This is a genomic window from Paraburkholderia sp. FT54 (assembly GCF_031585635.1).
Lineage (GTDB): Bacteria > Pseudomonadota > Gammaproteobacteria > Burkholderiales > Burkholderiaceae > Paraburkholderia.
The window spans coordinates 204060-229144 of sequence record NZ_CP134197.1; the positions used below are offsets into that span (position 1 = coordinate 204060).

Annotated in this window: 19 protein-coding genes and 8 pseudogenes; 20 read left to right on the forward strand and 7 right to left on the reverse strand. The window is 57.9% G+C overall.

All coding sequences use genetic code 11. The annotated features are described in order from the left end of the window. Positions 1-74: 74 nt before the first annotated feature. A complete protein-coding gene (locus RI103_RS39770) occupies positions 75-851 on the reverse strand; it encodes a nuclear transport factor 2 family protein (protein WP_409077054.1) in 777 nt (258 codons plus the stop codon). 985 nt (positions 852-1836) lie between these two features. After that, a pseudogene (locus RI103_RS33685) lies at positions 1837-2319 on the reverse strand (PAS domain-containing protein); the annotation flags it as partial. A 270-nt stretch (positions 2320-2589) separates the two neighbouring features. On the opposite strand from RI103_RS33685, the gene RI103_RS33690 reads away from it, so the two are divergent. From RI103_RS33690 to RI103_RS33715, 6 genes are all read left to right on the forward strand, one after another. Further along, the gene (locus tag RI103_RS33690; RefSeq protein WP_310819145.1) at positions 2590-3456 is read left to right on the forward strand and encodes an MBL fold metallo-hydrolase; all 867 of its coding nucleotides are present in this window, start codon (positions 2590-2592) and stop codon (positions 3454-3456) included. A 39-nt stretch (positions 3457-3495) separates the two neighbouring features. Next, a complete protein-coding gene (locus tag RI103_RS33695; protein WP_310819146.1) occupies positions 3496-5163 on the forward strand; it encodes a TIGR01244 family sulfur transferase in 1668 nt (555 codons plus the stop codon). A gap of 33 nt (positions 5164-5196) precedes the next feature. Continuing rightward, positions 5197-6003 (forward strand): sulfite exporter TauE/SafE family protein, encoded by an 807-nt coding sequence (locus RI103_RS33700; RefSeq protein ID WP_310819147.1) that lies wholly within the window; start codon positions 5197-5199, stop codon positions 6001-6003. Between the two features lie 211 nt (positions 6004-6214). Next, a complete protein-coding gene (locus tag RI103_RS33705) occupies positions 6215-6775 on the forward strand; it encodes a DsrE family protein (RefSeq protein ID WP_310819148.1) in 561 nt (186 codons plus the stop codon). Positions 6776-6896: 121 nt separating this feature from the next. After that, entirely contained in the window at positions 6897-8039 is a 1143-nt protein-coding gene (locus RI103_RS33710; protein WP_310819149.1) for a TQO small subunit DoxD, read from the forward strand. Positions 8040-8080: 41 nt separating this feature from the next. Next, complete coding sequence (locus RI103_RS33715; RefSeq protein WP_310819150.1) at positions 8081-8296, forward strand: hypothetical protein; 216 nt, start codon at positions 8081-8083, stop codon at positions 8294-8296. A gap of 33 nt (positions 8297-8329) precedes the next feature. Here RI103_RS33715 and RI103_RS33720 read toward each other — a convergent pair. Beyond that, positions 8330-8983, reverse strand: a pseudogene (locus tag RI103_RS33720) (IS6 family transposase). Here RI103_RS33720 and RI103_RS39775 point away from each other — a divergent pair. From RI103_RS39775 to RI103_RS33740, 5 genes and pseudogenes are all read left to right on the forward strand, one after another. Then, positions 8897-9364, forward strand: coding sequence for a hypothetical protein (locus tag RI103_RS39775; RefSeq protein WP_409077074.1), 468 nt, complete (start codon positions 8897-8899; stop codon positions 9362-9364). The pseudogene RI103_RS33720 and the gene RI103_RS39775 sit on opposite strands and share 87 nt — an antisense overlap. Positions 9365-9697: 333 nt before the next feature. Beyond that, a complete protein-coding gene (locus tag RI103_RS33725; protein ID WP_310819151.1) occupies positions 9698-10399 on the forward strand; it encodes an HD domain-containing protein in 702 nt (233 codons plus the stop codon). 40 nt (positions 10400-10439) lie between these two features. Beyond that, the gene (locus RI103_RS33730) at positions 10440-11891 is read left to right on the forward strand and encodes a catalase (protein ID WP_310819152.1); all 1452 of its coding nucleotides are present in this window, start codon (positions 10440-10442) and stop codon (positions 11889-11891) included. A 379-nt stretch (positions 11892-12270) separates the two neighbouring features. Beyond that, a pseudogene (locus RI103_RS33735) lies at positions 12271-12417 on the forward strand (H-NS family nucleoid-associated regulatory protein); the annotation flags it as partial. 332 nt (positions 12418-12749) lie between these two features. Beyond that, complete coding sequence (locus tag RI103_RS33740) at positions 12750-12881, forward strand: hypothetical protein (RefSeq protein WP_310819153.1); 132 nt, start codon at positions 12750-12752, stop codon at positions 12879-12881. Between the two features lie 322 nt (positions 12882-13203). Here RI103_RS33740 and hemH read toward each other — a convergent pair whose 3' ends face one another. Continuing rightward, complete coding sequence (hemH, locus tag RI103_RS33745; RefSeq protein ID WP_310819359.1) at positions 13204-14130, reverse strand: ferrochelatase; 927 nt, start codon at positions 14128-14130, stop codon at positions 13204-13206. Between hemH and RI103_RS33750 the strand changes: the two genes are divergently transcribed. The 5 genes and pseudogenes from RI103_RS33750 to RI103_RS33770 form a co-directional block, all read left to right on the forward strand. Further along, entirely contained in the window at positions 14068-14280 is a 213-nt protein-coding gene (locus RI103_RS33750; protein ID WP_310819360.1) for an iron-sulfur cluster assembly scaffold protein, read from the forward strand. The genes hemH and RI103_RS33750 overlap by 63 nt on opposite strands. A gap of 253 nt (positions 14281-14533) precedes the next feature. Next, a pseudogene (locus RI103_RS33755) lies at positions 14534-14828 on the forward strand (iron-sulfur cluster assembly protein); the annotation flags it as partial. A gap of 350 nt (positions 14829-15178) precedes the next feature. Then, the gene (locus RI103_RS33760; RefSeq protein WP_310819361.1) at positions 15179-16375 is read left to right on the forward strand and encodes a fatty acid desaturase; all 1197 of its coding nucleotides are present in this window, start codon (positions 15179-15181) and stop codon (positions 16373-16375) included. A gap of 165 nt (positions 16376-16540) precedes the next feature. Next, positions 16541-17851, forward strand: coding sequence for an Nramp family divalent metal transporter (locus RI103_RS33765; RefSeq protein ID WP_310819154.1), 1311 nt, complete (start codon positions 16541-16543; stop codon positions 17849-17851). A gap of 48 nt (positions 17852-17899) precedes the next feature. Further along, positions 17900-18131 (forward strand): annotated as a pseudogene (locus RI103_RS33770) (IS630 family transposase); the annotation flags it as partial. A 157-nt stretch (positions 18132-18288) separates the two neighbouring features. Here RI103_RS33770 and RI103_RS33780 read toward each other — a convergent pair. Then, positions 18289-18505: pseudogene (locus RI103_RS33780) on the reverse strand (integrase); the annotation flags it as partial. Positions 18506-19164: 659 nt separating this feature from the next. Between RI103_RS33780 and RI103_RS33785 the strand changes: the two are divergent. The 4 genes from RI103_RS33785 to RI103_RS33800 all read left to right on the forward strand — a co-directional run bounded on the left by RI103_RS33785 (position 19165) and on the right by RI103_RS33800 (position 22794). After that, entirely contained in the window at positions 19165-19959 is a 795-nt protein-coding gene (locus RI103_RS33785; RefSeq protein WP_310819155.1) for an HD domain-containing protein, read from the forward strand. Between the two features lie 196 nt (positions 19960-20155). Next, positions 20156-20326 carry a zinc ribbon domain-containing protein gene (locus RI103_RS33790; protein ID WP_409077064.1) on the forward strand — a complete coding sequence of 57 codons (171 nt, stop codon included), beginning with the start codon at positions 20156-20158 and terminating at the stop codon, positions 20324-20326. 325 nt (positions 20327-20651) lie between these two features. After that, positions 20652-22103 (forward strand): catalase, encoded by a 1452-nt coding sequence (locus RI103_RS33795; RefSeq protein WP_409077065.1) that lies wholly within the window; start codon positions 20652-20654, stop codon positions 22101-22103. 79 nt (positions 22104-22182) lie between these two features. After that, the gene (locus tag RI103_RS33800; protein ID WP_310819157.1) at positions 22183-22794 is read left to right on the forward strand and encodes an ankyrin repeat domain-containing protein; all 612 of its coding nucleotides are present in this window, start codon (positions 22183-22185) and stop codon (positions 22792-22794) included. Positions 22795-22887: 93 nt separating this feature from the next. On the opposite strand, the pseudogene RI103_RS33805 reads toward RI103_RS33800, so the two are convergent. Beyond that, positions 22888-23570, reverse strand: a pseudogene (locus RI103_RS33805) (IS110 family transposase); the annotation flags it as partial. A 224-nt stretch (positions 23571-23794) separates the two neighbouring features. Further along, positions 23795-24674: pseudogene (locus RI103_RS33810) on the reverse strand (GlxA family transcriptional regulator); the annotation flags it as partial. Positions 24675-25085 lie beyond the last annotated feature (411 nt).

Consider the following 25085-nt stretch of genomic DNA (forward strand, 5'->3'; position numbering starts at 1 on the left):
AGTCGGATGTAAGCATGAGCCGTTGTCTGTCGCGAGGCGAGACCCGCGGCAGACAGCGTGTTTCGCCGGAGCAACTAGAACATCGTGTTGTCGTTGGCTGACTGCTCGGGCACGGGTTGAACCACATCCCAGTGCTCAGCGATCTTGCCGTGCTTGACGCGGAAGATATCCACGATGGCGTTGCCGCGGTCTTGCGGGTTGCCGGTCGAGTGAACATGCAGAAAGACGAGATCGCCGTCGGTCGCACTGCGCACGATGGTCGAACGGGCATCGGGGGCATGCTTGAAGTATTCGGTAAAGAAGCTGATGAACGGCGCGGACCCGGTGAAAATATGCGGATTGTGCTGAATGTAATCCGGTGCGAGTACGGTGCTAGCAGTCCTGAGATCGTGCCGGTTGAACACCGCATCGTAGAAGTTCACGACTAGCGCGCGGTTGCGCTCTTCCTGGGCAATATCGCGAGCGGCCGGATGAACCGGCGCGACGCTATCTTCGGCGCGGGCCACATGGCTCGCGATCAGCACAAAGAAAGCAGCGGCGGCTGCCGCGCGCTGGAGCAGGGAGGTTCTGTTTGCCATGACGGTCCCCTTCTTTTCGTTGAAAGCCGGCGGCTGCGAGGACTTTAGCATCCGCAGGTGGCGACGACGAGACGGATCTTGCCGACGCATCGACGCTCCCGCGCCGAACCCTATACGCATGACGACGGGTACGGCCATGCCGCAGTCTGCGTCGACGACGCGAAAGCCGGGCGCCAACGTCTGGTCGAACTCAGCTTCGCACCGAACGCTCATGACGGCGAGATCGGTGCCGAAGGAGGGATGCAGGAAGCGCCCGTATTCGAAAAGGTTCACAACCGGGATGTCGTGCAGCTGCCGATCGGACCGACCTGATCGGCACCTTTTGAACGGCAAAGCCTAGCTGGATAAGGATGTGCTGCAACGACGATACGGAGTTTGACGGACCGTCGCCAGAACTTGACAGGTATTTGATTCCATTGCTGGTGCGTTGCGGCTAGCTGATCTTCGAAGGACCGTCGCGCACGCAGGTCGATCCTTCCGTTTGGCGGTGCCGACGCTGATGTTCCAGGAGTTCATCTTCCCGTACGAGCGCGCTACGGTGTTTTTCCCACGCCTTGAGAGCACCTTGGACGCTCACGCGACCCTACGCGGCATTTTCGGATCGCGGGAGTGGATGGACACGCTGCCACGCATGCGCGTGCTGCGATCGCCGGCGAATTTGAAGCACCGTAGCTCGGAGAAAGCACTAGTGGAATTGCGCGGTGCCCAGATCGGTTTGCGGTCGGTATCACGTCGGAGAAGAACCGTCCGTCGGCTTGTCGATGGGCGACTATGGAAAGGCTCGCGATCGCCGCAGTGGGTGCCTTTGGACGATTGGCCCGAAGCCGAATTCGACGTGTGCATCCCTTTCTTTAAAAGCGGTTGGGGGATGCAGAAGGGCTAGTGGATACGGGAAGTGACGAACCCAACCCGCCGTTAGGAACAAATGGCGAAGACATCCTCATCCGCGTAGTGAAGATCCGCACGAGGCCGCAGGACTGACGAGAGCGTGCGCCATTCCGATTCGCGAACCATGATCTCCCAGAGATTGGGCTGTGGGATGGCGTGGTCAAGCGACGGGCGCTACTCGTCGTTACGCCATTTGGGTTTGGTGGTGTTATGAACAGCCGCGATCCCCAACATTCGGTATAACGGCCCCATGCCCCGAATGATATCGAGCATCGCATGGATGCTCTTATGCGGGTCGATAGATACGGGGTGCCCTCAAGATTCGGATTTTTTCATACGCCAGGCGTCAAGGTGCGGATTTCCGAATGTCGCTGAACGACGCTGATCGACCGACCAGCCCTTCCGCGCTCGGACTGGCGGATGCGCCGCGTACCGTGGGGAGCCTCTCGACATACGCAACCACCTCCCGCTGCGAATTGAATATCGGCCGCAATTCGACATCGACATGCTCCGGCCCGCGAGGTGTGTGATGAATGTGGAGCACGCGGTCGGGGCCGCGGAGCTCAAACGCCCGCTTCATTGGACAGTGCTCGCCCGCCTGGTCGCACGGCACGTCGTAGTGATGCGAGACCTGATAGCACTTGCGGCCCACATGAGGCTGGCTGGCGACGCCGAACTGACGTTGATAAGCGGTATTGGCAGCAAGGATGCGGTACTCGGGATCGAGCACGATCATGGGTTGAGCGTCGTGCTCCAGGTACGACACGAGGGCGTCGACATGCAGCGCTTGAGGCGAGCCGGCGGAGGTCTTTACGACGGGTGTGATGGGTATGAACGGCTTAGGGGATTTCATGGCGGCGGCTCCAGTAGACCTCGCTATACGTCGACGCTGCCAAAGCTGCCATCCCTGCCACCTGACTGCCTCAAATGGCAGCCTTCAACCCCAGATGACCGCTTCACGAGCTGTGGCGACGCCCGATGGAATAGAAACATTGATACAAATCAAATGGTTATCCAATTTTTATCAATTGCGAGCGACGTGGCACGGTTCTTGTATTGATTGGCCGTCCTGTTTCGCAAAATCCATTCGTTTGAGGAGAGGAAGTTGAATACCACGAGCCCCATGCTGGTCGAAGGTTTCTTCGACGCCGGTACCTGCACGGTCAGCTACCTGTTGCTGGATGTCCGCACCGGCGACTGTGCACTGATCGACAGTGTCCTCGACTATGACCCGAAGTCAGGCCGCACCTCCACGACGACAGCCGACAAGCTCATCTCTCGTGTCCACGAGCTTGGCGTGAAGGTCCAGTGGCTTCTCGAAACCCACGTGCACGCCGACCATCTGTCCGCCGCGCCCTACCTCAAGGAAAGACTCGGCGGAAAGATTGCGATTGGCGCGCAGGTGACCCGCGTGCAAGACGAGTTCGGCAAGCTGTTCAACGCCGGTTTGAGATTCGCGCACGATGGCAGCCAGTTCGATCACCTGCTCTCCGACGGCGAAACGTTCACCGTTGGAGCGTTGCAGGCGCGCGCTATCCACACGCCGGGCCATACGCCCGCCTGCATGACCTATGTGGTCAGCGACGGCGCGCATACCGCTGCCTTTGTCGGCGACACCCTGTTCATGCCCGACTACGGTACCGCGCGCTGCGACTTTCCCGGCGGCGACGCCCGTACGCTGTACCGGTCAATCAACAAGGTGTTGAGCCTGCCGGCGGACACGAAGCTGTACATGTGCCACGACTACCAGCCCGGCGGTCGGCCTTTGCAGTTTGTCAGCACGGTAGCCGAGGAACGCGAACACAACGTCCATATCCGCAATGGTATCGGCGAGGAAGCTTTCGTGGCGATGCGCACCGCGCGCGACGCGACACTTAACATGCCTGTGCTGATGCTGCCGTCAGTACAGGTCAACATGCGCGCCGGACATCTGCCCGATCCGGAAGATAACGGCGTGCTGTATCTCAAGATTCCCCTCAACGCAATCTGAGGCGGTGCACGTGATTCTTGGAAGCAACAGGAAAAGTAAATGGACATCAAGAAACTGACGGCCGAACTGGCGGTATCGCAGCAGATTGCCGCATCAGACGTGCGTGCGATCGCGCAGGCGGGTTTTCGCGCCGTCATCTGCAATCGCCCGGACGGCGAAGGCGCCGACCAGCCCAACTTTAGCGAAATCGAGGCGGCGGCCCGCGACCAGGGTATCGAGGCTCATTACCTGCCCATCGAGTCCGGCAAGGTCGGCGACGCCGATGCTGCGCGGTTCGGCGAATTGATGCGCGCGCTGCCGAAGCCAGTGCTCGCCTATTGCCGTACCGGAATGCGTGCCGCGACGCTGTGGGCATTGTCCGAAGCGCCCCGCGGGACGCTGCCAGACATCGTCGCCGCAGCCAGCGCAGCAGGTTATGATCTGTCCGCGCTGGCGCGGCGCATCGCCAACGGCGGCAAGGTGCCTGTCAATGTCGCAGTGGCCAGTCACGACATCGTGATCGTTGGCGCAGGCGCAGCCGGCGTGGCGGCCGCCGCGAGCCTGCTCGCGCGCGACCGCAACCTCGACATCGCCATCATCGACCCGGCCGGCGTTCACTATTACCAGCCAGGCTGGACCATGGTCGGAGCCGGTGTGTTCGATCCCGAGAAGACCGTCCGCGACATGGCCGCCGTGCTGCCGCGCCAGGTGCACTGGATCAAGGCCGCGGTGGCCGCGTTCGAGCCAGAAAACAACGCGGTCGTACTCGAAGGATGCAGGGTAGTGAGCTACAGGCAGCTTATCGTCTGTCCGGGACTCAAGCTCGACTGGCATGCCATCGATGGGTTGTCTGAAGCACTCGGCCAGAATGGCGTGACGTCCAACTATCGCTACGATCTTGCTCCCTACACCTGGCAGCTCGTGAGCGAACTCAAGGGCGGCCGCGCGCTGTTCACGCAGCCACCGATGCCGATCAAATGCGCCGGGGCGCCGCAGAAGGCGATGTATCTGTCCTCGGATCACTGGCGGCGTACAGGCCGGCTCGAACAGATCGATGTTCAGTTCTTCAACGCCGGCGCGGTGTTGTTCGGCGTGGCCGACTATGTCCCGGCATTGATGGAGTACGTCAGGCGTTACGACATCGCGCTGAACTTCGGCTTCAACCTGAGTGCGATAGACGGCCCAGGCAAGAGGGCGACTTTCACGCGCACGCTCGAGAACGGCAGCGTGGAATCGGTGACCCGCGAGTTCGACATGATCCACGTGGTGCCGCCGCAGAAAGCACCGGACTTCATCCGCGTCAGCCCGCTGGTCGACAAGGCGGGCTGGGTCGACGTCAACCCTGCTACGTTGCGCCACAAGACTCATTCAAACGTCTTCGCGCTCGGGGATGTCGCGAACACCACCAACGCGAAAACCGCTGCCGCCGCACGCAAACAGGCACCCGTCGTCGCCCACAACGTGCTTGCCGCCCTCGGCAAGGTCCGGGGTGAGGCGGCGTACGACGGCTATGGATCATGCCCGCTGACCGTCGAACGCGGCAAGATCGTGCTGGCGGAATTCCTCTATGGCGGGAAGGTCGCGCCGTCCATGCCGACCTGGCTGATCGACGGCAAGCGTCCGTCGCGCCTCGCGTGGCTGCTGAAGGAGCGCATCCTGCCGCCGCTTTACTGGCACGGGATGCTCAAGGGGCGCGAGTGGATGGCGCAGCCTGAACTCGTGGGCTAACGCAGCGGCTACTCGCAACCTCCCGGATCAGACATGCTAACTTCACTTATTCTCGGCGCCATCGTCGGCGCGGTGCTCGGCCTGACCGGCGCGGGCGGCGGCATACTGGCCGTTCCGGCGTTGGTAGCCGGCATGGGCTGGCCGATGCAGCAGGCGACGCCGGTTGCGCTGGTTGCCGTGGCGGGCAGCGCTGCGATCGGCGCGCTTGAAGCATTCCGGCAGCGGCTCGTCCGCTACCGCGCCGCGCTGTTCATGGCCGCAGCGGGTGTGCCGCTGACCTCGCTCGGCGTGCGCGTTGCCCACGCGTTGCCGCAGCGCGTGCTCCTGGCGCTGTTTGCGACCGTCATGCTGGTGGTGGCCGGAAGGCTGTTATCACAGGCTTTGCGGCGCGGACGCCCGGACAGCGCGGACTCGCGGTTTTGCGTCGGCCACATCAACCCGAACACCGGGCGGCTGATCTGGTCGTGGACGACTGGAGCCGCACTCGCGGCGACCGGCGCATTGACCGGCCTCATGACGGGACTGCTCGGGGTGGGCGGCGGCTTCATCATCGTGCCCATGCTGCGCAAGCTGACCAACGTGTCGATGCATGGCATTGTCGCCACGTCGCTGATGGTGATCGCGCTGGTCGGCAGCGGCGGTGTCGTTGTGACGGTCCTGCACGGCGCGCCATTGCCGCTCGACCTGACGCTGTGGTTCAGCCTGGCGACGGCCGTCGGCATGGTGACCGGGCGGCTGGTTTCGCATCGTCTCTCCGCGCAGCACGTGCAGGTGGGTTTCGGAGGCGTGTTGATCTGCGTGGCGCTCGGGATGATGGTGAAAGCTGGGCTAGGCGGATGACTCTCGTTGGCCACATTTTGGCGCAAACCGCATAGACGAATGCGCTCAATCCAGTTAAATCAATTGAGAGCCGAAGACAAGCGGGTTCGATAGCGTACGACCATCTTCGCCGGTCCGCGCGTCGATTCGGGCTTGTTCAGGCGCCTCGCACAGGGGCTTTACCACCCCTGATTCCAACCCTTGTGCACCCGTAGTGAAATCGCAATCAACCATGTACAAAGTCAAAACTTTCGTAGCTACCGCAGCGCTCGCTGCCGCTTCATTGTCCGTCCATGCAGGCACGATGGATTCACCCGACTTCTGGACGACGCCGACCGTTCACGACTACGGCAAGATGCACTTTCTGCCGAACAGTGCTTTCAAGCCGCAGCCGGGTCACACCTACAAGGTGGTCTTCTCGTTAACGCAGGGGGGCAAGAACCCCAATGAGGTGAGTCCGGCGCTTGATCACGTGGCGCGCGCGGTGAATCTCTACGTGGCGTCGGGCGTGCCGTTGAGCAGGCTTAAATTCGTCGCGGTCGCTTCTGGCTCGGCCACGTCGCTGGTGCTCGACGACGCGCACTACCGTGCACAGTTCGGCGTGCCTAACCCCAATCTGCCGTTGATTGCGGAACTCAGGAAGGACGGTATCACGATCGCGGTGTGTGGCCAGGCGATGGCAGAACACCACTTCGAGTATGACTGGATTGACCCCAGAGTAACGCTGTCATTGTCCGCACTGACTACCGTGACAACCCTGCAGCAAGCTGGTTATGCACTAATGCCACTCTGACCACACATCGCGCGGGATGCACCGGGGGCAGCACACCGGCCGATGTCGCTGTTCCTCGATTCGACACCCTAGGGACCCCGCAACCCTGTGTAGAAAGTCGGCACCGTACGCCCGTCGGCGCGTGCGCGCCGTAAGCTGTCTCCATCAAAGTATCTGGAAATGCATTGACATGGCAACCCTCCCACTAGACGCGACGACTGTCGGTGCCCAGCGTAACGACGCACTTCGGAGCTGGCGCCTGGCCGGTGTCGCTCTGGCTGTCACACGCTTCATACAAGGGTTCATCTATTGGGGCGGCGGCTCACGACGCTTCATCTATGGGCCGAGCAAACTGGATCCGCATGCACCGCACTGGATGGCCTACAAGTTTCAGACGGCGATGCCAGGTGCACTGTTCGGACTCGATCATCTGATCGCATTTATGCTCCAGCATTTCTACGTACTTTACGTGGGCGTACTAGTGTTCAGCGCGGTAGAACTGGTGTTCGGCCTTATGTTGATGGTTGGGCTGCTCACGCGTCTGGGGGCGCTTGTTTCCATGTTGCTGTCTGTGGTGCTGATGGCACTGTTCGGCTGGCAGGGAGCGACCTGCATCGATGAGTGGACCATGGCCGCTTGCAATCTTGCAATGGGCACGACCTTGTTGCTGGCCGGCGGCAGCGCGTATTCGATAGACAACGTGCTGCTTCGGATCAGGCCAGCGCTTTCCGGCAAGGCCTGGTTTCAATGGATGGGCGGCAGTCTGCCGCTACCGCAGAGCGATCGTGCGTTTCGCACCCTCGCGTTGGCGTTGTTCGCCTTTGTCGCGGTGTACAACGTTGGCACCTACAGTTACTTCCGCGGTTCCGTGGTGACGCCCTTTCACGGCGGCCCGGTTAGCCCGACCGTTCACCACCTGACGATGCGCGACGGAAAATTGCTGGCGGACGGTCAGGTCAGATTCCACGTGTATCTGGACGCGGGCACGCCCGAAGCGCCGGTGCACGTCGTCGAAGCGGAATTGCTGGGCCCGGACCTGACGGTCATCGAGCGCTGGGATGCTTCCGCTCTGTCGAAGTTGCCCAAGGGCGCGTTCTCCAATGATTTCGCCTACAACCAGTTTGCCGCAGGTCCATACGGCATTCGTGCGCCGATGGGTGCGGCCGCAACGATCATGCTGCCACCTGTTCCTCACAGCAACGTGTCGCCAGAGACGCGCGTCACTTTGCGGCTGACCGACGTCGACGGCCGATCGTTCACTACGCAACTGGAAAGTATTCGTTGAACAATCTGGCAGTGAATTTTCAGACACAGCCGCGCAAGACGATGGCCTTTATCGATCTTGGCGACCAATTCATCGCGTTGCAGGCGGGACGCAAACAGCCCGCCGATGACGGCCGGCATGTCGGCCTCGTTGTCGATGACAAGGAGGCGGCGCGCGCCGCCCTCAAGGCGGCGGGAGTCAAGCCGATCGCCGGTCCGTTTCTGGATTTCCGCGACCCTTGGGCGCCGGCAAAATACGGTTCTGGTGCAAATGGGTAAGCCGGTTGAGAAGTTTCCTATAGGCAGGATACCTTATCGAGTGGACAGGACAGCATTCCATACGGCGGGCGCAGCGGCATCCTTGAGGCCGAGCTTCGCGAGATCGAACTGGCCCTTGCGAATTCGATGCGTCAGCTCGATGCCTGAAATCGTGGTCGCGGCGCCCCTGAACCGTTTGAAACCGAGCATCACATTCGTTCTGGATTTGATGTGGCGATGGTCCTGCTCGATCACGTTGTTCAGATATTTCGACGACCGGACCTTCGTGTCTTCAGGCAGCAGGCCATCGGTTTTCATCTCGCGCACCGCGCGGTGCGAGGCAGCATAGCCGTCGAGCGTGATGGTCTCCGGTGACTGGCCCTGATGCCTGATGGCCTTGTCGAAGAAGGCTTTGGCCGCAGCCACGTCGCGCCTCGCCCTGAGCATGAAGTCCACAGTCTCGCCGGGCCGATCCACCGCACGGTACAGGGAGACCCATCTGCCACGAATCTTCAGGTAGGTCTAGTCAACACGCCACGAACGACCCGCAGGTGTAGCAAAGCGGTTCCAGCGTCTGACGAACTCGGGCGTAAAACGCCTCACCCAGCGCAGGATCGTCGTGTGAGCCAGCGACAAACCCCGTTCGGCCATCATCTCGACCAGATCGCGCAGGCTGAGCTTGTAGCGCAGGTACCAGCGAACACACACAGGATGATGATCTCCCGATCAAAATGGCGTCCGCCGAACAACTCCTCCAGACTCTTCAGCTTGCTCATCGCCGGATATCCTAACCGATTCGCCGATTTCATTTGCACCAGAGCCGCGTGGACCGCAAATGCGGTCAACAATTACCAGCGCATGCCGCACATCCTGACCATGAATCCCGTCAAGCAAATGGTCCCGCTACAGCAACCGCCCGACGCCATCATCAATGGGCATGCAACGGGCTACCTCTGGGACGGCATCTCCCGGGAAGCCAAGTTTGCGCCGCCCCGTCGATTTGATCTACGCAGCAGCAGCGCGGCGGAAGGCAAGAAAGACGGCAAAAATTCCACGTGGATGATGGTGGTCTCTCCGGCCTGCGTCTGAAAGAACCTATCCGTCAGTCCAAAATAGCTCGACCACTAAACAGACACCACTACATCGAAGAGCACGGCAGAATATCCGGTACGCTTGGCAGAATTCGGCGCGTTGCGCTGGTTGACGCATACTGGCCGTTTGCCCAATACTGGGTCTCGTTGACATGCCGACAGGTACGCGTTGATTAGATGTATCGCACTCCGCAATGTACGTTTTCACGGACGAGTATCCAGGCGGATGTCCAGCTCAATCGTTGCGAAAGATATTAGCAATTCCATAACGATTGTCGACGCTTGTAAGCAAGCATGTGCGCCACTCACTTGCCAACTGAGAGACCCGGAAATGAGCACCACCATTGCAGGCATCAAGATACCCGACAGCGCAATTGCACGCGCGGCCACCCAGCTGGTACGCGATACCGAAACCGACCTGCTGTACAACCACTCGCGGCGGGTTTTCCTGTTCGGCGCCCTCAGCGGCGAACGCAAGGGCCTTAAGTACGACCCGGAACTACTGTACCTCGGCGCCATGTTCCACGACATGGGCCTGATGCCGGCGTATAGCAGTGAAGGCTACCGTTTCGAAGTGGATGGCGCCAACGCCGCGCGTGATTTCATGACGCAGCACGGCATGAACGACTACGACATCGAACAGGTGTGGTTGTCGATTGCGCTGCATACCACACCGGGCGTGCCTGAACATCTGAAGCCGGTCGTCGCGCTCGTCACCGCCGGAGTCGAGATGGACGTGCTCGGCATGGCTTACCACGAGTTCAGCGACGAACAACGGATTCAGGTGGTGGCCGCGCATCCGCGTGAGAAGACGTTCAAGAACGGAATCATCGATGCCTTTGCGCAGGGAACGATCAAGAAGCCAGAGACTACCTTCGGCAACGTCAAGGCGGACGTGCTCGAACTGCGCGATCCGTCGTACAGGCGGCTGAACTTCTGTCAAATCATCCTGGGTTCCGCATGGGACGACAGCAACGCCGCTCACGATGCGGCCTGCGGTTGCAACACCACTGCGACAGTGCAGGACAACTGAACCACCACCGTCATCCAATTGCGCAGATAGAGGATCTTTCATGAAAAAGCTGACTACCGTTTTTGGCGCACCCGTCGTCGACAACCAGAACATCAAGACCGCCGGTCCGCGCGGACCGGCACTGCTCGAGGACGTATGGTTTCTCGAGAAACTGGCCCACTTCGACCGGGAAGTGATTCCTGAACGTCGCATGCACGCGAAAGGTTCTGGTGCATTCGGCACCTTCACCGTGACCCACGACATCACGCAGTACACCCGCGCGAAGATCTTCTCGGAGATCGGCAAAAAGACCGAGATGTTCGCGCGCTTCTCGACCGTCGCGGGTGAACGCGGCGCGGCGGACGCCGAGCGGGACATTCGCGGCTTCGCGTTGAAGTTTTACACTGAAGAAGGCAACTGGGATCTGGTGGGCAACAACACGCCGGTGTTTTTCCTGCGCGATCCGCTCAAGTTCCCCGACCTGAACCATGCGATCAAGCGCGATCCGCGCACCGGCTTGCGCAGCGCGGAGAGCAACTGGGACTTCTGGACGCAACTCCCGGAAGCGTTGCATCAAGTTACGATCGTCATGAGCGATCGCGGTATTCCGAAGACGTTCCGTCACATGCACGGATTCGGCAGCCACACCTTCAGCTTTATCAATGCCGCAAACGAGCGCTTCTGGGTGAAGTTCCATTTCCGTTCGCAGCAGGGTATCGAAAACCTCACGGACGCAGAAGCGGAAGCGCTCGTCGGCCGTGATCGCGAGACGCATCATCGCGACCTGTACGAAGCGATTGAACGCCAGGAGTTTCCGCGCTGGACCCTGTACGTGCAGGTCATGCCGGAGAAGGAAGCGGGTAGCTATCCGATCAACCCGTTCGATCTGACGAAGGTCTGGCCGAAGCGTGACTTCCCGCTCATCGAAGTCGGTGTGGTCGAGTTGAACCGCAATCCCGCCAATCATTTTGCCGACGTCGAACAGGCCGCTTTTGCTCCTGCCAACGTGGTGCCGGGTATCAGCTTTTCGCCCGACAAGATGTTGCAAGGCCGGCTGTTCTCGTACGGAGATGCGCAACGCTATCGCCTGAGTGTCAACTACCATCAGGTTCCGGTGAATGCACCGCGGGGAGCGAAGTACGTTCATAGCTACCATCGCGACGGTCTGCTGCGCGTCGATGCCAATATGGGCGGTGCCACGCCGTATGAGCCGAATACGCGGGGTGAATGGCAGGAGCAACCCGATTTTCGCGAACCGCCTTTGTCGATTGAGGGCTCGGCGGATCACTGGAATCATCGCGTCGATGACGACTATTACTCGCAGCCAGGGGCGTTGTTCCGCCAGATGACGGCGGCGCAGCAGCAGACGCTGTTCGATAACACGGCGCGAGCGCTGAACGGCGTATCGAAGCCGGTCCAGCAATTGCATATCGAACACTGCACGATGGCGGATCCGGCGTACGGCGCGGGTGTGGCGAAGGCAATTGCTGCAATGGAAAGAGCGTCGGCATAGCCGCTCTGCCTTTCCAGGTGGGCTGAGGGCTGTACGCTGGTCAAGAGGGCAAGCCATGCTTGCCCGGTCGTATCGATTGTCAGCTCGCGGCCCAGTCGACCGGGCAGGCGGAGTTGTTTCGTTACCGATTTGGCTTTCGAGCCGGGCGCGTTCTACTATTTGGATGCGTGCCGGCGTTTCGAAGATGCCATCATCCATGTCGCCGTGCGGGAGACCGAGTTGACCCGGCAGGAGCGAATCCAGAATCTGCATTCGACCTCGGCACTGATTAATCGACATGGGAGTTGGCAAAAAGGGACGTGCAACAGGTGAGTGATTTTCATTCGCTGGTTGTACGTCGCAAACTGCATACGCAGGAGTGGTAGTGAACAAGTCTAATGCTGGAAGTACCTGCAATAGAGCGACTTTGTTGCCGAAGTATCGCGATCCTCGGACTGGAAAGACCTGGAATGGCAGGGGACGCCCCCCGCGCTGGATTGAAGGCGAGGACCGCAGACCCTTTCTCATCAAGAATGGGACCCACTAAGGTTCCACAAGCGTGCGTGGTCGGGCCATGAAGCAATGAAGCGTTTCATGTCGGGCATGGTTCAAGCCAGAACCGGAAAGATGGGCACGACGGGGAGGCTGCCCATCTTGAGGCAGTGGGCGTGATTAAGAAATGGTACTCTCCCAAACCGTGCAGAGATTGCGCCCCTTTGGTAAAGGGATTTGCCATTTCGAAATGTGGCGCTCACGTAATGATCTATTTTCTCGCAGCGGACATCGTGCCAGCTGATGTTCCTCTTGGGCAGTATCCCGGCGATCTTGACGATTTCTACTGCGATCGACCCGACGCATCCCACCGGGAGACTGTGATGGATGTCCAACCTGAAAACGTGGGCGTTCATCATCGAAATCGACATTCTCGGAATCGACCTCGCAATTCGGATTTTCAGCTTCACGGGGTCGATCGTCGCGAACACGCTGTACACCGGAAGAGGCTTCTCATAGCCCGCCGGCTGAATCCCTGCAGATGCTCAAACCGCGACTGGTCGTCACAAGAGCCTGCAATATGACAGACCGCTGGGCCGCGCGGCTCCAGCCTATGGAAAGAGAAGCCCGTCTGATCGGTGCCTGATACGTCCGGCCGTTCGTCAAGACGAGCTATGCAGCTGTTACACCAAGCCGGTCCTGGACGCAATGCCGGCGGACTCCCACCCTGTGCCAGGTAGCTAGGCTCATGCAGTTTTCGGAAAATCCTTGTGATCTCTCTTTCAAGTGCTGAGATGGCGCCATCCAGCAAGATTCTCAAGACAAATTTCGCCGATGGAATCTATGAAGCTAGGCGATGCATTACGCAATCGATCTGATGGAACTCGAGACCACCGTACTTAACGAATATGTCCCGTCCTTCCATGCCAATTTCTTCGATAGTTTCAATGCAATCCGCGGTGAAGCCGGGGCAAAAGACATTAACACGGCCAGCCCCGATCGTTCCAAGGCCTGCCAATACGCCGTCAGTGTGAGACTGTAGCCATTCCTGATAGCCAAATTGAGACTGAAACGTGGTCTGGCAGTTCTTTTCATTTAGAGCGAGAGCCGTACGCAGAAGCAAGCCTGTTTCGAGACATTGTTGGTGATAGGGATCGCCAAGTTCAGCCGACCTCGCAGGAAGGCCATGAAAGCTGAGCACGAGCGGGTCACCTGCCTCAAAGTCCGGTCGGCCGTGAAGCGCCCAAAATTGCTCGACTTGTTTTCTAAGCGACGTGATGTACCTCGGATCGTCATAGAATTGCTTGACGAGCCGGATCTCCGGTTGATTGCGAATCCTCGTCAGTGCCCGGGCAGCGTCGTCGAATGCCGTCGCTGTCGTTGATGCAGCAAATTGCGGATACATGGGCATAAGAACGATCCGCTTCGCGCCCTTTACCTGGAGCAGGGCAAACGCGTCAGTGATGGAGGGTGATCCGTAGCGCATTGCATACTCTACGAGAATATCTTCCCCTCGTTCGCGAAACCATGATTCGAGCGCATAGGCTTGCTGCTCAGTGTAGACGCGCAGCGGGGAGCCATCGGCCAGCCAGACCGATTCATACTTCTTCGCCGATGCCCGACTACGCAGCGGCTGCACGATCCCATGCAAAATCGGCTCCCACAGCCAATCCGGTAATTCTACGACCCGAGGGTCAGAGAGAAACTGTGCAAGGTATCCGCCTATCGACGGCCTCGCAACTACCATGAGGCTCCCGGAGCCGACCATTCGGCTGAAGGCCACAATCCGCTGTGTGGCGACCACGTAAAGCTTGAGTTAAGACTGGAAAATGATGTGGTGAAAGAGGTTGGATTCAGTGGCGAGGGGTGTGCGATCACAACAGCATCGGCATCCATGATGACCGACATCATCAAATGAAAGACGGTCGACGAAGTGAAAGCGTTAGCCCGAGATTTCCACGGCGTGCTGTCTTCGAGTCCGACCGAAAGCGCGAAGTGCCCATCTGAGTTGGGAAAATTGACCGTACTCGCAGGTGTTCGGGAATTTCCTGCAAGAGTCAAATTGTGCCACGCAACTTGGCGAACGCTTTTTGCCGCACTCCATAGTGTCGATGAAACTATCTCTACAGAATATAGAAATAGTCATGCAATATCAGGAATAAGCTAAGAGTGGAGATCTAAGAGATCGGGTTGTCGCGGCATTGCGATCGTTGTTCGACCCTGCGCTTCCGGTGAACATCTATGACCTCGGACTCATTTATAGGTTACTGGCCGACGGGCTTGAGGGGCGTGTCGATAGATATGACTCTGACTGCGCCGGCGTGTCCTGTGACGCAGACGTTTCCCGGCCTCGTGGAAGAGCAAGTCAGCTCACTTGAAGGAGTCAAGCAGGTCCATGTGGAACTAGTCTGGGATCCGCCGTGGACTCGAGATCTTATGTCTGAGGCCGCGCGCCTCGAACTAGGATTTTTTGATCCTCATTGGATCCTCATTGGATCCTCAGCAGGAGGCTGCAAGCGCATTGAGTCGGCGAACTTGGTGGCGGGGCCTTCGCGCCATCTGCTCGATGTTTTCGTTCTGTAAGCTGACAAAGGCGTCTTCACTGAACGGCACTGTGATTGAAGTACTAACAAAAATAATCAACCCGATGATAGTTAATTTTCATTCTTATCTTTAGGAAATAATATGTCCCATTCGATGAGAATGTGTATCAATTAGAATTAGAATAGACTTCAGGAATACGAAGCGCATTCCGCTTCGTGGTTGCAGATCGCGCCGTGTTGGCTGGTCCTGTTTTCGTCATAAAGGTCATTGCCTTGTTGAATTCTCTGCTTACGTTCGCCTCCCATGGTTCGCTTGCCTATTCGTGGTTAAGGATTGCTGTCTTTACGCTTGTAATGACCCATATCACAATCATCAGCGTTACGATTTATCTACACAGACATCAAGCTCACCGATCACTTGAATTGCATCCCATTGCCAGTCACTTTTTCCGTTTTTGGCTCTGGACAACCACAGGTATGTTGACCGGACAATGGATCGCCATCCATCGGAAGCATCACGCGAAGTGTGAGACTGAAGAAGACCCTCATAGCCCTCAGACGCGGGGGATTTTGAAGGTTCTGCTGGAAGGAGCCGAACTGTATCGTGCTGAAGCCAGGAATGAGGAGACCATTCGGCGATTTAGCCATGGGGCTCCTGATGACTGGCTTGAGCGAAACGTCTACACGCGCTATCCGATCCTCGGCATCAGCGTCATGATGGTAGTTGATGTCGCGCTATTCGGAATCGTTGGAGTGAGCGTTTGGGCTGTGCAAATGGTGTGGATTCCGTTTTGGGCCGCAGGCGTCGTCAATGGACTCGCACACTGGGCGGGCTACCGGAACTTTAACTCGACTGACGCAAGTACGAACATTTTCCCATTGGGCATTCTGATTGGTGGTGAAGAGCTTCACAACAATCACCATACATACGCTACTTCGGCGAAACTCTCAAACAAATGGTACGAGTTCGACATGGGATGGATGTACATCCGCCTTTTAGCAGTTCTTCGACTTGCGACGATCAAGAAGGTCGCTCCTGTTCCTCGTCTTGCGAACCGTAAATCGGTTCTCGATAGCGATTCTTTGCAGGCGGTACTTGCAAACCGCTACGAAGTGATGGCCCGGTTCGGCAAGGCTCTACAACAGGCCTACCGTCAAGAACTGTCCATACTGAAGGTATCCGGCTCGCGGGAACGATATCAAATGCTGAAGAAGGCAAGCAGATGGTTTCATCGCGAGGAGGCTGTCCTTGATGAACAACAGCGTGAACGGTTGCCCGAGCTGATTCGCGATAGTCAGAAACTTCGCACCTTTTTCGAGCTGCGAAAGGACTTGTCGGCTATGTGGGAAAGATCCAATGCTTCGCGTGAGCAACTCGTTGCGCAATTGGAGGATTGGTGTCATCGGGCGGAACAAAGTGGAATTCAGGCACTGCATGATTTCGCCGTCCGATTGCGCCGCTACGCGTGACAACAGCTTTATCCATCTCATGCGCGCTAACGTAGTGAATGTCTACCGAGTATCAGGCTAACCATGTCCTCTTCGCCAAAGAAGCAACGAAGAGGTTATTAGAGTGTGATTCGGATTAGTAGCCTCTTCGCTTCATTTGCTTAGAGCTTCCACGAGGATTTGATAATGGCTACCGGAGAAGCCCCGCTAAGGCTGTCGGATCGGACGGCAAGCGCCATCAATGAAGTGATGGCCGGCCGAAAGGTCGGCGGTTTCAACAAACTGTTGTTTGCCGGTCCAGCGGTCGTGGCATCGATTGCTTACATGGATCCCGGCAACTTTGCCACAAACCTTCAGGCGGGTGCGCAACACGGCTATTCTTTGCTGTGGGTTGTCCTGGCTGCCAACGTCATTGCAATGCTGTTCCAGGCGCTTTCGGCCAAACTCGGAATTGTGACCAATCGGAATCTCGCCGAGACATGTCGGGATTATTTCCCGGTGCCAGTGGTGTATGCAATGTGGGGCATTAGCGAAATCGCCGCGATGGCAACGGATCTTGCGGAATTGATGGGAGGGGCAATAGGTTTATCGCTATTGTTCCATCTATCGTTGACCAGTGGCATGGTGGTAACAGGGCTGATCACTTACGTGATATTGCTGGCTGAAAAGCAGGGATTCCGTCCGATCGAGTTGATCATCGGCGGGCTCGTTGCGGCAATCGCAATGTGCTACTTCGTTGAACTTCTTACGGTTCATGTGTCGTGGATCGCGGTCGCACGCGGAACCTTCATGCCGACGCTGCACTCCAGCCAGGCTTTAACAGCCGCAGTGGGTATTCTCGGCGCTACGGTCATGCCACACGCCATTTATCTGCACTCCGGCCTGACGCAGAACCGCTCGCCAGCCCGTACCGAGGAGGGGCGCCGTAAGCTGCTGCGCTTCTCGAATCGTGAGGTGGTCATGGCCCTCACGCTCGCGGGCCTCGTCAATATGGCGATGATCGTGATGGCGTCCGCCGCATTTCACGTGGGGCATCCTGACATAGCCGAAATTGAGACCGCCTATCACACGCTGACGCCCTTGCTCGGCGCCGGTGCCGCTGGCGTCTTCCTCGTTTCGCTGCTTGCTTCCGGCGTTTCCAGTTCGGTTGTTGGAACAATGGCGGGCCAAGTGATCATGCAGGGCTTTGTCGGTTTTCGTATTCCGGTGTGGCTGCGTCGTATCGTGACGATTGTGCCGGCATTCGTGGTGGTCGCCGCAGGTGTGAATGCCACCGAAGCACTGGTCTATAGTCAGGTAGTGCTGAGCTTCGCACTTCCCGTGCCGATGATTGCCTTGGCGATCTTTACAGGCAGGCGCGACATCATGGGAGCGTTTGCAAACAATCGCCTGGTTAGCGCCGCAGCGGTTCTCGGAACCGCAGGAGTTCTCGTACTCAATCTCATCCTGATTGTGCAAACGTTTGGCGTCGATATTTCTGGGTTGGCTGCTGCCTGACAGGCTTCGTCGCGATCCAGTTGGTCTTTCTGCGTGCCAGTGGCGTGAATTGGCGCGATACAGGCGCATTTGAACCTGACGCCGCAAAAGACCTTGTAGCGCGAAACGTATCCGGCCATTGCCCGACAGGCGCACGAGGAGAATGCCGACATCTTTCTTCTGGGACGAGTCAGGGTTCCGGACAGACTCCGTGCATGGCAGGACACAACGCGGCGGAAGCCCAGTCGTTGAACGCCCGGACCAGAGGCCAAGTATGCGCGCGGCGTCCGCCGTCAAGTCAAGTCTTTGATGCGAATCCTTCGGCGAGGCGATGGATTCTGGAGATTCATATTTGCGATCCAAAGGGCTGCTTCGGCGCGTTCTTCGAGGACATGCTACTTCCAGACGAGTACTACGGTTGACCGCTTCCGCGGCATAACGGAGGTTGCGTGCATGATGGTCAGGTCGGCACCGTGCGCAAGTACATAGGTGGCGTGCGTGTGGCGCATCCAGTGCGGACTCGCCTGTCACAGTTTTTGTAAAATCGCCGGACCCGTCTGCCTCGATGAGGTCGGCTGCTTCGGCGAAGAACCGTTGCAGCACCTTCCAGAGCCACACGCTAGTGATGCGCGCCGAATCGTCCTCAGCGAGACTCGCGATCAACGGCATGTCCGGGTGATAGCCCAAGCTTGTCAGTCGTATTTGGCCGTTTGTGTGTCGCGGGCCAGTTCGGAGCCGATCACTATCGCTATAGCCGCACACGTCCGTCCCTCAATCTCGGCGCATTTCCACGACGGCGGGGACCTGCAAGGAGAGGTCTCATCCGTTCTCGATCACGAGGCGCGGGCCGTGATCCTTCGCGAGGGGAGATTTGAAGCGCTGCATGCTAACGTCGCCGACGCGATAACAACTTTCGTCGTGCCGAACTATCTGATGCGCTTAACTCAGTGGGTGAAAAATTCTCGGCTCCAGCAGTTCGCGCCGTCCTGATGACGTGCCTTAGAAGCGACGTCACATAAAATCTGTCAATGGTACCGATTGCCTAGTCCGAATTCGATGATCCGTCGGGGTCACGATAGCGGCATCTCATTTCTGCCGAATTGGCGTTGTATACGGTCATTGGCGCTGGCGAGCCTGTTCTTTAACTTCACATGCCGTTAGCATCTGATTTCGCACCCGTCGATCAATACATGGAAGCGTGAACTTGAATCGACGCGGGCAACTGCGTGCGCAATCGTGGCGAAGATTCAATCGAGCGCAATCCGAAAGCACCTCTTGGTGAAGCTGGATTACGCCACTTCGTTGGAATAGGTTTTTTCTTTTGAGTTAGATATATGGACCGTCGTCTTTTTATCAGAAGTTCTATGACTGCTGCCGGTACAATGGCTGTCGGTAGCCAACTAAGCCAGAGCGCATTCGGACAGGTGCCCGATGTCGAACCAACCTTCAGACGTCCCAAGGTGATCCTGCCCGTACCGACTCCCTCGCTGCAGACACAATACGTACAGCCCGGAGTCCCGGACAGTAAGCTTACTCGCGAAGCGACGGGACTGCTCCGCGAGTTCAGCACCCCTTTGCTGTTCAATCACTCGCATCGCGCCTTTTTCTGGGCTCAGGAGATGGGGCGCCAATCCGGGCAAAAATTTGACGTCGAACTCCTGTTTATTTGTGCGGCTTTCCACGATATGGGCCTCCTCAAAGAATTCAGCAGCGAGAGCGATCGCTTCGAGGTTGATAGCGCGAATGCGGTGCGTCAGTTTCTCGAGCACCATGGGGTGCCTAACATGCGTATCCAGACCGCATGGGATGCAATTTCCTTGCACACGACTCCAGGGATTGCGGCATACAAGCCCATAGAAGTAGAGCTTCTCTACAACGGCGTGGCGCTCGATTCGCTCGGCGTCGGGTATGAAACTTTCCCGGCTAACGTTCGCGAAAAGGTTGTCGCTCAGTATCCTCGAACTAACTTCAAAGAACAGATTGCAAAGGCGTTTTTTGACGGGTTCTCGCACAAGCCAGCATCGACTGTGTATACCTGCAACGAAGACATCTGCACCCATTTCATCCGGGGCTACAGGCATAGCAATTTCTATGATCAGGTTATGAATTCTCCATTCCCCAACTCCTGAAAACTGGATCTTGGGAATGCTTGGGCGTCGTGGATATCGTCACGTTTAGATATGCACGCGGCGCTGAAATGAAGTGGGACTTGGTGTCTGGGGAAACGCGCCGACTCTGAAGTTAGAGGCGGTGCATCGAATTAATGGGAAATAGAGAATGCCATTCTATGACTACGAGTGCTCGACCTGCGGAACATTTGAAGTTATGCGCCGTCTGTCCGAGCGCAACGAGTCAATTGCATGCCCGCAGTGCCGGAATGCCACTGAGCGCATTCAAACTGGCTCATCGGTGCTGTTGACCGCGCGCGGTGACTCAACAGATAGCGCCGGCTCTTACGGGTTTCGACATCGCGGTTTTTGCGCTTGCTGTATTTGACTGTTGTGGTCAGCGCGCAAGTATCGGTAGTCCCATGTGTTCCACTCTATGACAGTTCATTTGCGCCGATACGAACGATTCACTGACGCAGCCTATCGACGAGATGCTTATTTCCAATGTGCATCATTTCTGGAAATGACGTGTAATGATAACGAGGTGCTGTTTCTATGGCGACCTGTCCCGGCGAATACAAATTGGAGTGGAAATGAATCAACGTAAAAGCAAGTCTGAAATGGTGATCAATAAAAGCTATGCATCGCTAAAAAAAGCGGCGTTGTCGGTCGCCGTATCGTTGGCTGTGGCTTCACCGCTATACGCAGCGACCATGACGCGCGATACGGGTGCACCCGTGGGCGACAACCAGAATTCGCAGACGGCCGGTCCTGAAGGTCCGGTGCTCTTGCAGGACTCTGCGCTGATCGAGAAGCTGCAACGCTTTGATCGCGAGCGCATTCCCGAGCGGGTGGTTCACGCGCGTGGCACGGGCGCATTCGGTGAATTCGTTCCGACTACAGATATCTCTGACCTGACGAAAGCGAAGGTCTTTGCGCCAGGAACGAAGACGCCGGTGTTCGTGCGCTTTTCCACAGTGATGGGCTATCGTGGATCGCCCGAACAGGCGCGCGACCCGCGTGGCTTTGCGGTGAAGTTCTACACGCAGCAAGGCAACTGGGACATCGTCGGCATCAACTGGCCCGTCTTCTTCATCCGGGACGGCATCAAATTCCCCGACTTCGTCCATGCTAACAAGCCGAACGCGGTCACCGGCGTGGGCGATCCAAATCTGGCGTTCGACTTCTTCGCGAATTCGCCCGAGGCGACGAACATGCTCACGATGCTCTATACGGATGCGGGCATGCCGGATTCATATCGCCACATGGATGGCTTCGGCGTCCACGCCTTCAAGTTCATCAATGCGAAGGGCGAAGTGCACTACGTGAAGTTCCACTGGAAGAGCGAACAGGGTGTCCACGGCATTCGGCCGCAGGATATCCCGACCTCGATCGGCCGCGACTGGAACATGATGACGAATGACCTTTACGGGGCGCTGAAGGCCGGCAACGATCCGAAGTGGGATCTCTACATCCAGGTGTTGAAGCCAGAGGACCTGAACAAATTCGCCTACGACGCGTTGGATGACACGAAGGTGTGGCAGGGCGTGCCAGAGCGTAAGGTCGGCACGATGACATTGAATCGTGTGCCCGACAACTACTTCGAGTCGACCGAGGAGTCGGCGTTTGCGCCCTCGCGGCTGGTTCCGGGTATCGAGGCGTCGGAAGACCGCATGCTGCAGGACCGTCTGTTCGCGTACGCCGATACGCAGATGTACCGCCTCGGCGCGAACTATATGGACTTGCCGATCAACCGGCCGATCGTTCCTGTTGTGAACAACAATCAGGATGGCAAGATGAACATCGGTGACCGCAAAGGCGAAGTCAACTATGAGCCTTCGACCAGGAACGAAATCGCCCAGGATCCTCAATATAAGTATTCGAGGACGGAGCTCAACGGAACGACGCAGCAGGAAGCCATCCACAAAAAGATGTTGTTCAGTCAGGCTGGTGATTACTACCGTAGCTTGTCGGCACAAGACAAGGGCGATCTTGTCACGGCGCTGGCCGGCGATCTTGGTCGGGTCACCAATGACCACAACAAGTACGCGATGCTGTCGTACTTCTACAAGGCCGATGCCGACTACGGCACTCGCCTTGCGCAAGCCGTTCATGCGAACGTGCAGCAAGTGCAATCGCTTGCTGCGAAGCTGAGCGGGAACTGATCTGGCGTGCGGGCGGCGCGTGCCGCCCGCTGCCGTTTGCGCACGGCAGGCGTGCGCGGAGCACCGGGAAATCACAACCATGCGATCCATATTCCTTTTGCGCGCGATGCGCCTAGTAGCGGCTTGCACCGCGCTCGCCGCGGTGGCCGGCTGCATGCACTTGCCTGACAAACCGGCGTACGCGAAAGCCGATCCGGCGGCTCTGCGCCGCTACGACGACGATTGGTTCGACGCGGCGCGCGTCGGACGCATCGATATTCTGCGTGGATTGCTGGATGCGGGCTATCCAATTGACGCGGCCGAGAGTCACGGCTATACCGCCGTGATCCTCGCGGCCTACGATGACCAGCCGGCCGCACTCGATTTGCTGCTCTCGGCGGGCGCGAACGCCTGCCTCGGCGATCGTCATGGCAATACGGCGCTGATGGGCTCCCTGTTCAAAGGCAAGTCCGCCATCGCGCGGCGTCTCGCCGACACCCATTGCCCGATCGATCAGACGAACGGAGCCGGCGAGACCGCGCTCGGTTTCGCCACACTGTTTAATCGCTTCGAGCTGATTCCGGTGCTCGTCAAGCATGGTGCGGACCCGAATCATGTCGACGGGCGTGGTCAGTCGCTGCTGCAGCTGGCGCTGACGCACGACAACGTCGAGGCGGCGGACGCGCTGCGTCGGGCGGGCGCCTTGCGATAAGCAGGCCAATTGGGACCAAGTGTGCCGGGCGGCCCGCCTATTGGACAGAATGTTCGGTCATGCAGTCACCGGTTCGTGTTTGAAGTCTTCGTACTAGAGCGTCGCCCAGGCCATGCGCGCATTCTTGGTGGCGATTGCGACAGCTGTCCGTCGGTAGCCGCGACGCTCGATGAGACTTTTCACCCAGTGGCTGAAATGGTCCTGGTTGTCGCCCAGACTCGCCATCACGGAGCGAGCTCCGAGTACCAGCAGATTGCGCAGGTAAGCGTCCCCCGTCTTCGTGATGGTGCCAAGGCGTTCCTTACCGCCGCTGCTGTACTGACTCGGCGTGAGGCCTAGCCATGCGGCCACCTGGCGACCGTTTTTAGAGTCGTGTCCGGCGCCAATGCTCGCAAGCAATGCGCTGGCGGTGGTCGGATCTATGCCGCGCAGTTGCATGAGTCGCCTGCTGCGTTCGTCGTCGCGCACGATTTCGCCAATCGCGCCGTCGTAATCCACGAGCGGTCCTCAATGATGCCGACATGCTCGAACAGATCGCGGGGGCAGCGTCTCGCCCAACCGGGCAAGGCATCCAGATGGGCCGGGATCTCTCTTCGAAACCGCGCCGGGCTCTGCGGCAGCACCACGCTGAATTCGGAGAGCATGCCACGCATTCGGTTGTAGATCGCGGTCCGCTCGTCAACGAAACGCTGCCTTGTCCGATGCAGGCACAGAGTTGCCTGCTGATGTTCATCCTTCAGTGGCACGAAACGCATGCCCGGACGCGTCAAAAGCTCGCGCGTTCTTGGTCGATAACGTCGCAATCTTCCAGGTGGTGTGCCAGAAATCGGGGCAGCTGGACACAAGCATTCCGTGGTCACGCGGCTATAAATTGCCGTCGCTGATCGCCATACACGGCGGCAAACTGAAAGTTTTGCCTCGAATTAACTTGAATGTTTCGATGTCGTCGAATTTCATCGGATGTCTCGACATCGAAGCAGGCAGCTTGCCGGTCAAACCGTGGCGCAGAGAAGCTAAGACGATAGTGCCGCGGCGAGACGCCAAGTCGGCGTTGGAAAACGCTTCGCATACGATGCGCATCGTTAAAGCCGCACTCGTATGCAATTGTCTTGAGCGGCGTGGTGGTGTTCTCTTGCAGCACTCGCGCCGCGTCCACTCGTGCACTTTCAACGAACTCAGCAGGAGGGGTCTTTGCATCGCGTGTAAATATCCGGGCGAAATTCCTGGCGCTCATGTTGGCCACCTGCGCGAGAACGCTTACTGAAAGTTCGCTTGTCAGGTTTGCAAGAACGTACTGCTGTACTTGTGCCACCGGTGAGCTTTCCTCAACGTACGGCGTCAGATACGGGCTGAACTGTGATTGACCGCCTGCGTGCTGCATAAACACAAAAAGACGCCTCGCTACATTCAGGGCGACTTCGCTTCCTTTCTCCTGTGTCAGCAAGTACAGCGATAGATCTACTCCCGCAGTGACTCCGGCCGATGTATAAAGCAAGCCATCCTGAACGTAAAGGCGGTCAGATTCGATCCTCGTTGAGGGGCAGAGTCGCTGCAACGAGTCTGCGTAATTCCAGTGAGTCGTGGCCTTCTTGTCGTCAAGCAGTCCTGCGCGTGCGAGAATAAAGGCACCACTGCAGATCGAACCATATCTACGTGCGCGACTCGTAGACCGACGAAGCCACGTGTTGAAATCCTCGCTGAACTCATGCCTCACCAGCTCAGGTGGAGCAGCGAAGCGGCCCCTGTTCGACACCAATCATCTCGAGCTTATAGTGCGCCTCGGGCAGGAGGAACCGATGGGCTTCGAAAAATACATCCATGGGCCCTGCGATATCAAGGGATTGAACGCCGGCAAAGGCGATAAGAGCAACCGTAGTCATGGCTGTATCGGAAGAGCGGACTTGAGTTGGCAGAATCATCACTTTCGATAAGTTATCGGAACATCGGCGTCCTGACTGTGCCTAGCTACGGTGTGGCAGCAAACGCAGTCCTTTTGGAAGTAGTCGTATGAGAATAATCCGACCTTGACGTGGAGGGCGCGCATTCAGAACATTTCGACGTTCGAAACATCGATCGTGGCTACCACCACCGCGGCGAGGCCATTCGCCGGTCCGGGCCTGGTGTCTTTCAGCATGCACTGTGACGCCTATACTTTCGCGTGGCCGGCGAGCGTCACGAAAGCTCAATGTATTAATCCACTCCTGTCTTTCGCACGGGCTTGCCAATCTCTTCCAAGCTGAACAGGAGGTAACGAGCAGAAGGTGCAAGACTACATGGGACGAATGGTGGGT

Excerpts from the sequence above, each read along its gene's own strand:
- RI103_RS33690 (WP_310819145.1), top strand. The coding sequence starts at position 2,590 with ATGCTGGTCGAAGGTTTCTTCGACGCCGGTACCTGCACGGTCAGCTAC.
- RI103_RS33695 (WP_310819146.1), top strand. The coding sequence starts at position 3,496 with ATGGACATCAAGAAACTGACGGCCGAACTGGCGGTATCGCAGCAGATT.
- RI103_RS33700 (WP_310819147.1), top strand. The coding sequence starts at position 5,197 with ATGCTAACTTCACTTATTCTCGGCGCCATCGTCGGCGCGGTGCTCGGC.
- RI103_RS33705 (WP_310819148.1), top strand. The coding sequence starts at position 6,215 with ATGTACAAAGTCAAAACTTTCGTAGCTACCGCAGCGCTCGCTGCCGCT.
- RI103_RS33715 (WP_310819150.1), top strand. The coding sequence starts at position 8,081 with ATGGCCTTTATCGATCTTGGCGACCAATTCATCGCGTTGCAGGCGGGA.
- RI103_RS33725 (WP_310819151.1), top strand. The coding sequence starts at position 9,698 with ATGAGCACCACCATTGCAGGCATCAAGATACCCGACAGCGCAATTGCA.
- RI103_RS33730 (WP_310819152.1), top strand. The coding sequence starts at position 10,440 with ATGAAAAAGCTGACTACCGTTTTTGGCGCACCCGTCGTCGACAACCAG.
- RI103_RS33740 (WP_310819153.1), top strand. The coding sequence starts at position 12,750 with ATGTCCAACCTGAAAACGTGGGCGTTCATCATCGAAATCGACATTCTC.
- hemH (WP_310819359.1), bottom strand. The coding sequence starts at position 14,130 with ATGGTCGGCTCCGGGAGCCTCATGGTAGTTGCGAGGCCGTCGATAGGC.
- RI103_RS33765 (WP_310819154.1), top strand. The coding sequence starts at position 16,541 with ATGGCTACCGGAGAAGCCCCGCTAAGGCTGTCGGATCGGACGGCAAGC.
- RI103_RS33785 (WP_310819155.1), top strand. The coding sequence starts at position 19,165 with ATGGACCGTCGTCTTTTTATCAGAAGTTCTATGACTGCTGCCGGTACA.
- RI103_RS33790 (WP_409077064.1), top strand. The coding sequence starts at position 20,156 with ATGCGCCGTCTGTCCGAGCGCAACGAGTCAATTGCATGCCCGCAGTGC.
- RI103_RS33795 (WP_409077065.1), top strand. The coding sequence starts at position 20,652 with ATGACGCGCGATACGGGTGCACCCGTGGGCGACAACCAGAATTCGCAG.
- RI103_RS33800 (WP_310819157.1), top strand. The coding sequence starts at position 22,183 with ATGCGATCCATATTCCTTTTGCGCGCGATGCGCCTAGTAGCGGCTTGC.